This window comes from Massilia sp. Soil_C_3 (assembly GCF_057657035.1).
Genome location: NZ_JBDGJG010000011.1, coordinates 1 through 12,280 on the forward strand (window position 1 = coordinate 1; position 12,280 = coordinate 12,280).

Annotated in this window: 13 protein-coding genes; 4 read left to right on the plus strand and 9 right to left on the minus strand. The window is 67.6% G+C overall.

Annotated elements, in window-relative coordinates:
• Positions 1–146: 146 nt before the first annotated feature.
• Genes AC3A6F_RS21505 through AC3A6F_RS21520 form a run of 4 tightly spaced genes read right to left on the minus strand, consistent with a single transcriptional unit; the run spans position 147 to position 5,683 of the window.
• Positions 147–1,247 (minus strand): diguanylate cyclase, encoded by a 1,101-nt coding sequence (locus tag AC3A6F_RS21505; protein WP_487684711.1) that lies wholly within the window; start codon positions 1,245–1,247, stop codon positions 147–149.
• Positions 1,244–3,973, minus strand: a complete 2,730-nt coding sequence (locus AC3A6F_RS21510) for a bifunctional diguanylate cyclase/phosphodiesterase (protein WP_487684714.1) — start codon at positions 3,971–3,973, stop codon at positions 1,244–1,246. Before AC3A6F_RS21510 ends, AC3A6F_RS21505 begins: the two co-directional genes overlap by 4 nt.
• 7 nt (positions 3,974–3,980) lie before the next feature.
• On the minus strand, positions 3,981–4,388 hold the full coding sequence (locus AC3A6F_RS21515) for a phosphate ABC transporter substrate-binding protein (protein ID WP_487684717.1): 408 nt from the start codon (positions 4,386–4,388) through the stop codon (positions 3,981–3,983).
• 29 nt (positions 4,389–4,417) lie between these two features.
• Positions 4,418–5,683, minus strand: coding sequence for a hypothetical protein (locus tag AC3A6F_RS21520; protein WP_487684720.1), 1,266 nt, complete (start codon positions 5,681–5,683; stop codon positions 4,418–4,420).
• Between the two features lie 250 nt (positions 5,684–5,933).
• Here AC3A6F_RS21520 and AC3A6F_RS21525 point away from each other — a divergent pair, with 250 nt between their 5' ends.
• The gene (locus AC3A6F_RS21525) at positions 5,934–6,338 is read left to right on the plus strand and encodes a hypothetical protein (protein ID WP_487684723.1); all 405 of its coding nucleotides are present in this window, start codon (positions 5,934–5,936) and stop codon (positions 6,336–6,338) included.
• Here AC3A6F_RS21525 and AC3A6F_RS21530 read toward each other — a convergent pair.
• The 4 genes from AC3A6F_RS21530 to AC3A6F_RS21545 form a co-directional block, all read right to left on the minus strand.
• The gene (locus AC3A6F_RS21530; RefSeq protein WP_487684726.1) at positions 6,335–6,850 is read right to left on the minus strand and encodes a YgjP-like metallopeptidase domain-containing protein; all 516 of its coding nucleotides are present in this window, start codon (positions 6,848–6,850) and stop codon (positions 6,335–6,337) included. The genes AC3A6F_RS21525 and AC3A6F_RS21530 overlap by 4 nt on opposite strands.
• Positions 6,851–6,934: 84 nt before the next feature.
• The gene (locus tag AC3A6F_RS21535; protein WP_487684728.1) at positions 6,935–7,276 is read right to left on the minus strand and encodes a KGG domain-containing protein; all 342 of its coding nucleotides are present in this window, start codon (positions 7,274–7,276) and stop codon (positions 6,935–6,937) included.
• A 144-nt stretch (positions 7,277–7,420) separates the two neighbouring features.
• Complete coding sequence (locus tag AC3A6F_RS21540; RefSeq protein WP_487684731.1) at positions 7,421–7,825, minus strand: phasin family protein; 405 nt, start codon at positions 7,823–7,825, stop codon at positions 7,421–7,423.
• Between the two features lie 64 nt (positions 7,826–7,889).
• On the minus strand, positions 7,890–8,921 hold the full coding sequence (locus tag AC3A6F_RS21545; RefSeq protein WP_487684734.1) for an NADP-dependent oxidoreductase: 1,032 nt from the start codon (positions 8,919–8,921) through the stop codon (positions 7,890–7,892).
• 115 nt (positions 8,922–9,036) lie between these two features.
• On the opposite strand from AC3A6F_RS21545, the gene AC3A6F_RS21550 reads away from it, so the two are divergent.
• Positions 9,037–9,579 carry a YaeQ family protein gene (locus AC3A6F_RS21550; RefSeq protein WP_487684736.1) on the plus strand — a complete coding sequence of 181 codons (543 nt, stop codon included), beginning with the start codon at positions 9,037–9,039 and terminating at the stop codon, positions 9,577–9,579.
• 17 nt (positions 9,580–9,596) lie between these two features.
• On the opposite strand, the gene AC3A6F_RS21555 is transcribed toward AC3A6F_RS21550, so the two are convergent.
• Positions 9,597–10,367, minus strand: coding sequence for a head GIN domain-containing protein (locus tag AC3A6F_RS21555; protein WP_487684739.1), 771 nt, complete (start codon positions 10,365–10,367; stop codon positions 9,597–9,599).
• 181 nt (positions 10,368–10,548) lie between these two features.
• Between AC3A6F_RS21555 and AC3A6F_RS21560 the strand changes: the two genes are divergently transcribed.
• Together AC3A6F_RS21560 and AC3A6F_RS21565 are read left to right on the plus strand one after the other, a co-directional pair.
• Complete coding sequence (locus AC3A6F_RS21560) at positions 10,549–11,031, plus strand: DMT family transporter (RefSeq protein ID WP_487684742.1); 483 nt, start codon at positions 10,549–10,551, stop codon at positions 11,029–11,031.
• A 69-nt stretch (positions 11,032–11,100) separates the two neighbouring features.
• Positions 11,101–12,222 (plus strand): type IV pilus twitching motility protein PilT, encoded by a 1,122-nt coding sequence (locus AC3A6F_RS21565; protein WP_487684745.1) that lies wholly within the window; start codon positions 11,101–11,103, stop codon positions 12,220–12,222.
• The last annotated feature ends 58 nt before the right edge of the window (positions 12,223–12,280 follow it).

The following is a 12,280-nucleotide window of genomic DNA, read 5'->3' on the forward strand; positions in this document are numbered from 1 at the left end:
TTTGAACTGCTTCGTGCGTTTAACCATCTACCCCTCGAAAGTGGACAATAGCTGTCCGACTTTCTTGTGGCAGTTCACTTCGCGGGAACGACGTGTCAGCTGAGCGGTGGCCTCGGGTGGACGGCGAGTTATCACCGAGACCGGTTTCAGGCCACCTCGACCCGGTCGCGTCCCGCAGCCTTGGCCCGGTACAGCGCCTTGTCGGCGCGGCTGATCGCCTCGGTGAACGGCTCGCCCGTGCGGCGTGCGGCCAGGCCGGCCGAAAAGCTGATGCGGCGCGCGGGATCGAGTCCCTCGACCCGCAGCGCGTGCACGTGGTTGGTCATGCGCTCGAGCACCTGGCGCGCGTCGTGCGGCGCGGCGTCCGGCAACAGCAGCAGGAATTCCTCGCCGCCCCAGCGCGCCAGCGTGTCGTTCGCGCGCAGCGCACCGCGCGCGGCGCTGGCGAACTCGCGCAGCACGGTGTCGCCCAGCGCGTGGCCGTGGAGATCGTTGACCTGCTTGAAGAAGTCGATGTCGAGCAGGGCCACGCAGCTGCCCGTGCCGGGCGGCTGGCGCCGCTCCTCGGCGCAGAGGAGTTCGTTCATGTGGCGGCGGTTGGCCAGGGCCGTCAGTTCGTCGATCGTGGCCAGGGTGCGGATGGTCTCGAGCGCTTTTTCCAGTTCCTGCTTCTTGCGCTTCATGCGCCGGCGCAGCTTGGTCATCTCGCTCGACAGCAGGGCGGTGGACAGCAGCGCCGCCGCCATGTAGCCGAAGTTCATCGCTTCCACCGCGGGCGGATGGCGCAGCGGGTCTCCCGCCTGCAGCCACCACATGACGCTGCCCATGCCGCCCAGCGTGACGGCCGACAGGAACATGGTCTGGCGCGGGCGCAGGGCGACGGCGCAGAAGGCGATGATCACCACGGTCATGCACAGCAGCGCGCCGCGCACCGGTCCGGCGATTGCATACCCCGCCATGCCGCAGCCGATCGCGAACAGCGACTGCAGCATCGCCAGCACCCCCGGCGCCAGGCCCAGCGCCGCGCTGAAGCGGATCAGCGAATATGAGACCAGGGTGCCGGCGGCGGCGGTCGCGCCCAGCAGCAGGGCCGGCTCGCGCGGCGTGTGGCCGGCCGCCACCTGGCAGGCCAGCAGCAGGAGGGCCGCGAGGTACAGCAGGGCGGTGGCGATCCAGTAATTGAGCATGCGCCGCAGCGTGGGCTCGGCGCCGAGCAGGACGCTGGTGGTGTCGCGCACCGGCTTCACGCGACGACTCCGTGGCTGTCGGCCAGCAGGCTTGCCAGGGCGTGGGCCTGCAGCGGGCGGCTGAACAGATAGCCCTGCATCTCGTCGCAGTCGTTGGCGCGCAGGAAGTCGCGCTGCTGCTCGGTCTCGACGCCCTCGGCGATCACGCGCAGGTTCAGTTTATGACCGAGCGAGATCACCGCCAGCGCGATCGCCTGGTCGTCGGCGCAACTGGCCAGGTCGGCGACGAAGGACTTGTCGATCTTGAGGCGGCTGATCGGGAACGATTTCAGCGCCGACAGGCTGGAGTAGCCGGTGCCGAAGTCGTCGATCGAGAGCGACACGCCCATCGCCTCCAGCTCGCGCATCTTGTCGACCGAGCGGCCCAGGTCGCGCATGATCAGGCTCTCGGTCACCTCGACCTCGAGGTCTTCGGGCGGTAGACCGCTCGCGCGCAGGGCGTCGGCGATGCGCTCGACCAGGCGCTTGTCCTCGAACTGGCGCGCCGAGACGTTGACCGACATGCTCAGCGGCGGCAGGCCGGCGGCGCGCCAGGCGACGCCCTGGGCGCAGGCGGTGCGCAGCACCCATTCGCCGATCGGGACGATCAGGCCGCTCTCTTCGGCCAGGCCGATGAAACGATCGGGCGAGACCAGGCCCTGCTCCGGATGGTGCCAGCGGATCAGCGCCTCGACGCCGAACAGGCGGCCCGAGCGCAGGTCGACCTTGGGCTGGTACAGCAGCTCGAACTGGCAAGGATCGGGATAGCCCTCCGAGCAGCTATCCACGCAGGCATCCACGCAGGTATCCAATGCGGCGCGCAAGCCTTCCAGCAGCATCAGCTTCTCGTCGATGCTGGCGTTCATCTCGCTGGCGTAGAACTGGACGTTGTCGTTGCCCAGCTCCTTGGCGCGGTACATGGCGACGTCGGCGTGCATCATGAGGGCGTTGGCGTCGAGCCCGTCGCGCGGATAGAAAGTCACGCCGATGCTGCAGCTGACCTGCACTTCCTGGCCCTCGACCAGCACCGGCTCGGTGACCGCCTGGCGTACCTGTTCCAGCAGCGGCGCAATGGCGGCAGGCTCGCCCGACAGGGCGGGCAGCAGGATCACGAATTCGTCGCCGCCGAAGCGCGCCAGCGTGTCGCCCGTGCCCAGGCAACGCGCCATGCGCGCGCCGACCACCTTCAGCAGGGCGTCGCCTGCGTTGTGGCCGAGGGCGTCGTTGACCAGCTTGAAGCCATCCAGGTCGATGAAGGCCAGGCCCACCGCGCCGCCGTCGCCGGCGGCAGTCGCGATCGCCTCGTCCAGGCGCTCGCGCAGCAGGCTGCGGTTGGGCAGGCCGGTCAGGTCGTCGTGGTGGGCCAGGTGGCGGATGCGCCCTTCGGCCAGCGTGCGCTCGGTGATGTCGCGCACGATCACCACCACGCCGTCTTCGACCGCGACCGCCTGGCGGTACAGCCAGCGTTCGCCCTGTGGCAGCGAGCGCGCCAGCCATTCGGTTTCGTGCGTGACGCCGTCCACCGCCACCGCGGCCAGGTCGGCGAAAATGCCGGCGCTGAAGGCCGCGGGCAGCATCACCGACATGCGCTGGCCGGCCAGCTGCTCCTTGCGCAGGCCGGTGAGCTGTTCGGCGCGGCTATTGGTGGTGACGATGGTGAAGTCGGCCACCCGGTCGTTCCGGACGATGCTGCGCAGGACGAAGAAGGCATCGGGGCTGGCTTCCGAGGCCGCGGCATAGGTTTCCTGGGCCTGGCGCTCGCGCCGGCGCGCCTTGGCCAGCTGCCAGGACCAGGCGCTGACCAGGATCACCACCGCCACCAGCAGCGCGCTGCCGGCGCCGGCGCCCAGCAGCCAGGCGCGCCGCTGCTGGCGAAATTGCGCCATCTGTTCGCTCTCCGACAGGCCGGCCACCGCCAGCAGCGGGAAGCCGCCCAGCGGCCGGCTGCTGGTATAGCGCGTCTCGCCATCGATGCGGCAGGCCCGCAGGCCGACCATGTCGGTGGGGCCGGGCGTGTAGGACTGGCCCCAGGAGACCTGTTCGCCGATGCGCATCGCGCGCACCACGCCATCCACCCCGACCAGGCCGAGCAGGCCCCGTTCGCCCTGGCGCGAGCGTTCGTACGAACTGGTGAAATAGGCCGGGTCGACCGCAACGATGGCCACCCCGGCGAAGCGGCCGGCGGCGTCGTCGATGCGGCGCGAGAAATGAAGATGCGGCTCGGCGGCCCGCGGGTGGACGATGGCCTGGCTCACGTAGGGCTGGTCATGCCGCATGTGGCGGTGGAACTCGAAATAACTGGCGCCGGACAGGTCGCGCGCGCCGGCAGCCGGATTGCTGGCCACCACGCGCCCGTGGCTGTCGGTGATCTCGACCTGGAACACCAGGCCGGGCGGGAGCAGCCCCTTAGCCGCCAGCGCGGGCAGCGCGCCTTGTGCGCCGTTTTGCTCGACCGCGTATTTCAGCACGCGCAGGGTCTGGTCAATATTGCTCAGGCTGCGCGCCATCTGCGCCTCGTAGGTGTCGAGCAGTTCGTGGGTGGCGTCGCGCGCCGCCGTCGCCGCGGTGCGGCGTTCCGCTTCGATCACGTGCAGGGTGCCGAACCACATGGCGCCCAGCAGGAACAGGGCAAACAGCGGCAGCGAGATATGGGTCTCAAGCGCGAGGGCGAGCCAGCGCGCGGGCATGGGGCGCGCCCGGACCGGAAACGGCGCGGCCGGCGTGGCGATGGACGCGAGCGTGTTCATCGCACCCTCACGGCAGCACCAGCACGGCGCGCACCGAGGCGTCGAGCGCGTCGCGCTCGATATAGCCGATCATCGCCGGATTCCCGGCCACCAGGCGGCGCACGCCGGCGTCGCCGGTGGCTTCGCGCGGCGGCTGGCCGCGGCCGGTGAACACCATCTTCGACCAGTGCGCCTTGAGCAGGGCCGGCGTCTTGCCGGTGAGTCCGAGGTAGAAGCTGTCGCGCTGCGGCGCGCCGAGCTGCTGGTCGACGGCGACCGCCTGGGTGCCGTCCGGGAAGCGGCTGGCATGGCCGAGGAAGATCGCGGCTACCTGGTCGGCGTTGATGGCCGCTACGGGGCTGCGGCTGGAGACCACCACCACCAGCTCGGCCGACGCGTTGGCGGCGGCCAGGCCGAGGGCGAGGGTGGCGAACATGCCCCGAGGCGAGCGAAAGAGAGCGCGCATCAGAACACGAAGTCCATGGCCACGCTGCCGACGTGCACCGCGCGGTCGGGACGCAGGCCGGGCTGGTTGTTGATCAGGGTGCCGCGCGAGCCATCGCGCGGACGCACCCGGTCGAGCTGCAGCTTGAGCGCGATATTGGTCGCCGCATCCCAGCGCAGGCCGGCGCTCCAGGTGGACTGCACCGGGATCGTCGCCAGGAAATCGTTGATGCCGGCGTTGATCTGGCCGGCCGCCGCGGCCAGCGGCGGCGGCAAGCCTTCCAGCGGTAGGCCGGGATCGCGGGTCGGGACGTCGGCGCGCACCTGGGAGTAGCCGGCGTAGGGTGTCAGTGCGCCGCGGCGCAGGCCCGCGCCGACATACATCGAGGTGCCGCCACCGAGCAGCGAATCGGTGCGGGTGCGTCCGCACTCGGCGGTCACGAACCAGGCGCCCGGATCGATGCTCATGCCGATGCTGACCATCGAGACGCGCTTGTTCCTGATCTCGTAGCGGTCGGCCAGCGTGTCGCCGGCCGGCCCGAAGCCGCGCAGCACCGTAAACAGTTCTTCGCCGATGGCGGTGTTCAGGCGTCCGCTGGCGGCCGACAGGCGCGCGCTGACGGCGCCGCGTTCGATGCTGTGCGACAGGCCGACGATGTCCTCGGCCTCGATGCGCAGCCCGTTGTGCAGGTCCTGGTTGGTGCGGCCGGCGAATACCTGGGTGGCATGCAGCACCGAACCCGTGCCCCAGCGCCAGGTGGCGTCGAGGCCGTCGCTGCTGGAGATCGGCAGGGAGCCGTAGACCTCGACCGGCGTGCGCACCCAGGGGATCGTGTAGCCGACCTTGCGCGATTCGGCGCCGAGGAAGACGGGCAGGGCGATACGGCCAGCGCGCACGGCCAGGTCGGGCGTGAGCTGGTATTTCACATTGGCCCATTCGAGCTGGGGCGCATAGCTGCCGTCCAGCCGCTGCTCGCTGATCACCTGCAGCACGCCCGACCAGGCGCCAAGATCGAGGTCGAGCTGGGCGCCGAGGCGGCTGTCGACGTCCGGACTCCAGGCCCGCGTATGGCCGGCGCCGTCGGCGCGCAGCACCGAGGCGGTGAAGTCGGCGCTGCGCGAGTCTGCATACACCGCGCCCAGCGTGCCGAAGCCGGACAGCTTCAGGACGGGCGTGGACGTGGCCGGCTCGCCCGGCGCGTCGGCGCCGCTGGCGTGGGAGGACAGGAAAGCGAGCGCGCACGTAGCGAACGCGGCCGACAGGCGCCTGGTATGTTGCTGAACCATGTGATGTGTGAGTGGCCGGAGGCGAGGGAGGCCTCGGTATGACGGCAATTCCGAGTGTGCAGACTGTAGCGGAGCCGGTGCGCGAAGTCGAGTGACAGCCGGTTAGAAATTTACTTTGACGAAACGTTCGTTGTTGTTTGGCAACGATGGCGACCGGCTGCGATCGCCATGGCCTTCAGGGAGCCGTGGTGTTTGAAAACAGGCTAGGATGACAGGATGGCATGCCGCCACGTTTTCCTGAAAGGTTGGAATGAATCGTTTAGCCTTGATCGTCCTTGCTACCCTGGCCGCCACCGTGTCGGTGGCAAGGCCCGCGCTGGCCGCGGACCCGGCGTTCTGCACCTCGATGTGCGCCTCCGAACAGCGCGAATGCCGCGCCGGCGCCCAGGCGCTGCCGCTGGAACAGCGCTTGACCGGTTCTACCGCCGAATACCGCAACCCCCTGGCGCGCACGGCCCAGAGCGCGGTGCCGGGCCAGGCGACCCGCGCGCTCGATGCCGCCGGCGACAACGGACGCCGGATGGCGCGCCTCGGCGCCTGCGACACGGCGCTGCAGCGCTGCACCCGCGCTTGCGCGGCGCAGCCGGATGGCGCGGGACGGTCGCCGCTGCACCAGCCGCCAGCGTCACCCGCGGTGTCAGCGCAGTCGAGCTAGTCGCCGCCCCACAAGCGCTCGCCGGACAGGTCGAGCCAGGTCAGGTACAGGCGTACGTCGAACTCGAGCTGGTGGTAATCCGGCTCCATCCAGCAGCACAATTTATAGAACGCCTTGTCGTGTTCCTTTTCCTTCAGGTGCGCCAGTTCGTGCACGGCGATCATGCGCAGGAAGGGCAGCGGCGCATCGCGAAACAGGCTGGCGATGCGGATCTCGTGCTTGGCCTTCAGGCGTGAACCCTGGACCCGCGAAATGGCGGTGTGCAGGCCCAGCGCGTGCTGGATGATCTGGATCTTGCTGTCGAAGGCGACCTTCGAGACAGGCGCGGCCTGGCGCAGGTAGTCGTCCTTGAGATCTTGCACATAGTCGTAGAGGGCGCGGTCGGTGCGGATGCCGTGCGGCTCGGGATAGCGGCGGCGCAAGGTGTCGCCAAGGCGGTTCTGTTCGATCAGCCCGCTCACCTGGGCTCGCAGGGTGTCCGGGTAGGCGGTCAGGTATTTCAGGGTAGGCATAAGCCCGGCAATGTACCACAGGGGCAGGCCCGCCGCGCGGGCCGCGCCGGGACCACCCCGTGGACAGCCAACAGCCAGGCAGCGCTAGCTGTCTTCGCCCTGGCGGTTGCCCTTCTGCGAGGCCGCGGCGGCTGCCGCGCGCTGCGCCGATTGCCGGCTTTCGCCGCCCTTGCGGCCGATGTCGGCCATATGGGCACGGTTGCGGCTCACGGCCTCGCCGCCTTTCTGGCCTGCGCGGCGCGCTTCTTCGGAATCGAATTCGTGCGCCGTGCCTTTCTGGTGGGCCGCCTGGCCGCCCTTGCTGGCGATTTCACGCTGCTGGTTCTGGTCCATTGCCGCGAAGCCGCGCTTGGCGGGCGGCCCGCTCTTCTGGGCGTTGCCCTGACTGCTGCTGCTCTTTCCTCCGTTCTCCTTGCTGGTCGCCATGTCGATCTCCTTGTGCCCTTGGGGCTGTCGGTTGTAGAGGCCGTACGCTATGCATGATTGAGCGATCTCGGGCTGCGCTCGTGCGTTTAGAGAAACGTGGTGAGCGTTAGTTCCGCCCCGTCGCCACACGGCGCCCAGGCCCGCTCAGGCGGGACGTTTCGCGGGCGCCGGCGCCAGCGCGGCTGCGTGGCCGAGGCCGGTCTGGGCTTCGGCCATCACGCCCATCAGGCCCTGCTGCCAGGCGCGCACGTGTTCGCCCAGCGGCTGCCAGCCGCGCATCGCGGTGGGGGCCAGCTGCAGGGGATCAGTGCAGGCGGCGAGCTGGCGGCCGGTGTCGAGCGCGGTCTCGACGACGTGGCGCGCCATCTGCAGGTTCAGGTCGGTCAGGCGCGCCAGCAGCTCATGGCTGCGCTGCGACAGCGTGGCCAGCTGGTTCGCTTGCGCGCCCAACTGGGTGGCCAATTGCGCGTTGAGCGGTGCGCCCGCCGGCGTGCCGAACTGGCCCTGCAGCGCCGGGTTGGCGGAGAATTGTTCGAAAAGGGACAGCATGGCGGCTCCATGAAGGCAGGGCGAGGCGCCCTGACCTGTACGACCATGGAGCCGGCGACAAGTTCTAGGCGTCCGCCACTTTCAGCACCAGCTTGCCGAGGTTGCGGCCTTCGAACAGCATCAGCAGCGCTTGCGGGAACTGCTCGAAGCCATCGACCACGTATTCATGGCTCTGGATCGCGCCCTCCTTGAGCCATTCGCCGAGCTGGGCCACGGCTTCGGGATAGCGCGCCGCATAGTCGAACACGATCATGCCTTCCATGCGCGCGCGGTTGACCAGCAGCGCCAGGTAGTTGGCCGGACCCTTGACCGGTTCGGTCACGTTGTACTGCGAGATCGCGCCGCAGATCACGATGCGCGCCTTCATATTGATGCGGGTGAGGACGGTGTCGAGGATCTCGCCGCCGACGTTGTCGAAATAGACGTCGACGCCCTGCGGGCAATGCTGCTTGAGCGCGGCGCCGACGTTGCCGGCCTTGTAGTCGATGCAGGCATCGAAGCCGAGGCGGTCGACGACGAAAGCGCATTTCTCGGCCCCGCCGGCGATGCCGACCACGCGGCAGCCCATCTGTTTCGCAACCTGACCCACGGTCATGCCGACCGCGCCGGCCGCGCCCGACACCACCACCGTCTCGCCGGCCCTGGCCTGGCCGACTTCGCGCAGGCCAAAATAGGCCGTCATGCCGGGCATGCCCAGCAGGTTCAACCAGGCGGTCAGGGGGCCCACTTGCGGATCGATCTTGGCCAGGTTGGCGGTCTTGTCGTCGGCCGGCCCGGACCAGTAGCGCTGCACGCCGGTGCCGCCCATCACGTGGTCGCCCACCTTGAGGCGCGCCGAACGCGAAGCCACCACCACGCCCACGCCGCCGGCGCGCATGACTTCGCCGATCGCCACCGGGCGGATATACGATTTGCCCTCGTTCATCCAGCCGCGCATGGCCGGGTCGAGCGACAGGTACAGCACCTTGACCACCACCTCGCCTTCGCCCGGTTCAGGCACGGCCTGTTCGTGGAACTGCCAGTCTTCGCGCTTGGGCAGCCCGACCGGGCGGGCGGCGAGCAGGAACTGCTGGTTCGGAGGAAAAGCATTGGTCATCGCGGTCTCCATATTCGGTAAGACGGCTAGTCTATACCGGCAGGGAACCCGGCAGTCGCCGCGCATGCGACAATAGCGGGTTTTCATCTACCAGCCCCTACAAGCGCACGCAACAATGGCTATCAAAGCGACCATCTACAAGGCCGACCTGTCGATCGCCGACATGGACCGAAACTATTATCAGGAACATGCCCTGACCATCGCCCGGCATCCGTCCGAGACCGAAGAGCGCGTGATGATCCGTGTGCTGGCCTTCGCCATGCACGCCGATCCGGCGCTCGCCTATGGCAAGGATTTGTTCGACGTCGAGGAACCGGCGCTGTGGCTGAAGGACCTGACCGGCGCCATCCAGACCTGGATCGAGGTCGGCCAGCCGGACGAGAAGCGCCTGCTGAAGGCGGCCGGCCGCGCCGAGAAGGTGGTGGTGTATAGCTATAGCGCGACCAGCAGCATCTGGTTCAAGGGCCTGGCCAACAAGATCGAGCGCGCGAAAAACGTCAGCGTGATCAATATCCCGTCCGAGATCAGCGCGCAGCTGGAAAAGATGGCGCAACGCTCGATGCAACTGCAGTGCACGATCCAGGACGGCCAGGTGTGGCTGACCGACGGCACGGACACGGTGCAGGTCGAGCGCGAAGTGCTGCGCGGCGCCCTGTAAGAGACGCCGCTACCGAATCAGTTCGGCGCGTCGCCCAGGCGGCGCGACTTGCCCGAACCGGCGACCGAGCTGCGCAGCTTCGGGTCGCCATAGTACTTGACGTCGCCCGAGCCGGCGATCGACATGCTCAATTCGTTCCTGGCCCAGACCGTCACATCGCCCGAACCGGCCACGCTGATGCTGGCGCTGTCGGCCGCGACCTTGCCCAGGTCGACATTGCCCGAACCCCCGATCGACACCGACACGTCGCGCGCCTTGCCGCCGTTGGCGCGGAAGTCGCCGCTGCCGCCGACGCTGACCGAGACTTTATCGGCGTCCAGGCTGGCGACCCGGATCTTGCCGGAGCCACCCAGGTTGATCCGCAGGCTCTGGGCACGCAGCGCCTCGGCATCGATGGTGCCCGAGCCGCCCAGCGACAGGCGCTCGATCTGGCGCGCGTTGACGACGATCTTCATGGTGCGCGCGCGCAGGTTCATATTGCGCTTGGTGGGACGGATGCGCAGCACGCCGTCGTCGACCTCGGTCTCGATCAGGCGCTGCAGATTGTCGTCGATCTCGATCGTGATGCCTTCGGTATTGCCCATGCGTAGTTCGAGCTGGGCCGGCAATTCGAGCGCGATGCCGGTGAAGCGCTCGACCTGGCGCGCCTGGCGCGTCACGCTGCCGCTGCCTTCGACTTTTTCGCCGCCAAAGGGCCAGGCCATGGCGGGCGTCGGCGCGGCGACGCAGGCAAGAGTGGCGGCCAGCAGCAGGGTGCGCACGGCGAAGGATGGCTTGAAGGCTGGCATGGGTGGACTCCGCGATTTGTTGGTATGGCAGCCATCGTAGCCAGCCGGGCGTGTCCGGGAGAGCCGTTTGCGACGAATTGCAGCCTTTCGGGGATGAAATGCACGAGCACGCGACGGGGCGCGCCCACGCGCCGGCCCGGAATGCACTAGAATCGTGCGTTTTTTGCCTGGACGTACTGAGATGAACCTGATTTTATTGGCGGCGGCATTCTGCATCGGCATCGCGATGTCGGCGCAGGCCGCGGTGAACAGCCAGCTGGCCCATTCGATCGGGGCCAATTCGATCATGGCCGCGCTGATCTCCTTCAGCTGCGGCACGGTGGCGCTGCTGGTGATGGCGCTGGCCAAGGGCGGCATGTCCGGCCTGGGGACGACCCTGGCGGCGCTGCCGTCGCAGCCGGCCTGGAAATTCCTGGGCGGTTTCATGGGCGCGGCTTTCGTACTCGGCACCGTGTTCCTGGCGCCGCGCATCGGCCTGTTGACCCTGGTGGTGCTGGTGATCGCCGGTCAGTTGCTCAGTTCGATCGCGATCGATCATTTTGGTTTGATCAATATGGTGAAGCGTGAAGTATCACCGGTACGATTGACCGGTGCGCTGGTGGTGGCCCTGGGCGTGAGCATCACGGTGTTCGGCGACCGCATTGTTGCGAGTTTGTCACGCTGACGATATTTTTACTCTGGTGCAACATTCCAGTTCTATAATGACTGGAACGCGTCTTTTCTTTGCCACCAGATGGAATACCACCAGTCCTCGCAGATCCCGACCCTCTCGTACATCGAAAACGAAGACCATCCGGTGTTCGAGACCCTGGTGCAGCAGATCCTGCACCTGCTCAATTCGAAGCTGGTGTTCTCGGACATCATCATCCACCAGAACAGCCCGCTGATGCTGCGCCAGCCGAAAGGCCTGGTGGCGGTGACCGATTCGCCGATCACGAAGGAAGAGCTGGAAGAATTCTTCGACGTGATCGAGCCGAACTGGCCGCAGCGCATCGCCTCGCGCGCCTTCGACCGATCGATCGATTTGCATACGGCGCGCATTCGCGCCAACTGCTTCCGCTTCCAGGGCGGCAAGCGCATCGGCTGCGTGATCAGGCGCTTTCCGAAGGAACCGATTGCGCTGGGTGATCTTGGCCTGTGGGATGACGAGCGCGAGTTTGCGCAGTTGACCAGCGGGCTGGTGCTGATCATTGGCGATACCTGCCAGGGCAAGTCGACCACCATTGCGTCGATCCTGGACGAGATCAATCGCCAGCGTTCAGGGCATATCATCACCATCGAAGATCCCGTTGAAACCCTGATCCCTCAGCGCAAGTGCATCATTACCCAGCGCGAGGTGGGGGAGGATGGGGACGTCGAGAGCTATTACCTGGGGGCGCTGGATGCGCTGCGCGAGCGGCCGGATGTCATCGTGATCGGCGAGATCCGCGACGCGCAGACGGCGCAGGAGGCGCTGGCGCTGGCCGAGTCGGGACCGTTGGTGCTGGCGACCCTGCATGCGCGGTCGACCGAGCTCGGGCTGCAAAAGATGCTGCGCTTGCTGGGTAATTCGGACGCACAGGCGCAGGCATTGGCGCATGCGCTGCGGGGCATCCTGTGCCAGGCCTTGCTGCCGTCGGTCGAGGGCAATCGCTACTACCTGGCGACCGAGTGCCTGACGCCGAGCCCGGCGGTCGTGCGGATGCTCGAGGCGGGGGACCTGGGTGGTATCCGCGCTCATATGAACAAGGGCATTGATGCCGGTTGCCACACGATGAATTCATCGCTTGAGGCGCTGCTGGCTTCGCATAAGGTGCGGGTCGAGGATGCGCGTAATGCCACCACGGATCGGGTTGCGTTCGCAGACATGGTTTGATCGGCCCGCCAAGAAATATTGTTCGACGGCGTGTCGATTGCGCGCGCTGTCATTCGTC